Source organism: Rahnella sp. CJA17(1/100), assembly GCF_963881615.1.
Lineage (GTDB): Bacteria > Pseudomonadota > Gammaproteobacteria > Enterobacterales > Enterobacteriaceae > Rahnella > Rahnella aceris.
Map to the genome: position 1 here is coordinate 1 of NZ_CAWOJA010000054.1, position 496 is coordinate 496.

At 53.6% G+C, this 496-nt stretch carries 1 protein-coding gene; it reads left to right on the top strand.

Going from position 1 to position 496, the window contains the following annotated elements:
* A partial coding sequence (locus AACU55_RS19125) for an alanine:cation symporter family protein (protein WP_134707161.1) occupies positions 1-496 on the top strand: 496 nt, incomplete at both ends.

The window sequence follows — 496 nt, forward strand, 5'->3', positions numbered from 1 at the left end:
TGCTAACAGTGCTCGTTGCCGCCGTTACTTTAGGTGGGGTTAAGCGCATTTCGAATGTGGCGCAAAAGCTAGTGCCTGCCATGTCGATTGGTTATGTGCTAGCCTGCGTGTGGATTTTAGTGGGATTTTCTGAGCAAATTTTACCCGCCTTAGGTTTAGTGATTGAATCGGCCTTTACGCCACTCTCGGCAGCGGGAGGATTTTTAGGGGCGACAGTGGCGCAGGCGATTCAAATCGGTATTGCTCGCGGCGTGTTTTCCAATGAATCAGGTCTTGGTAGCGCGCCGATTGCAGCGGCTGCCGCTAAAACCAATGAACCCGTTGAGCAAGGTTTAGTCAGCATGACGGGCACCTTCTTCGATACCATCATTATTTGCACTATGACGGGCTTAGTGCTGATCATCACAGGTGTGTGGAGTGGTGAAACTGCGGGCGCGGCGATGACGAGCGCGGCGTTTGCCCTCGGCGGCTCTGCGGTTGTGGGTCAGTATCTGGT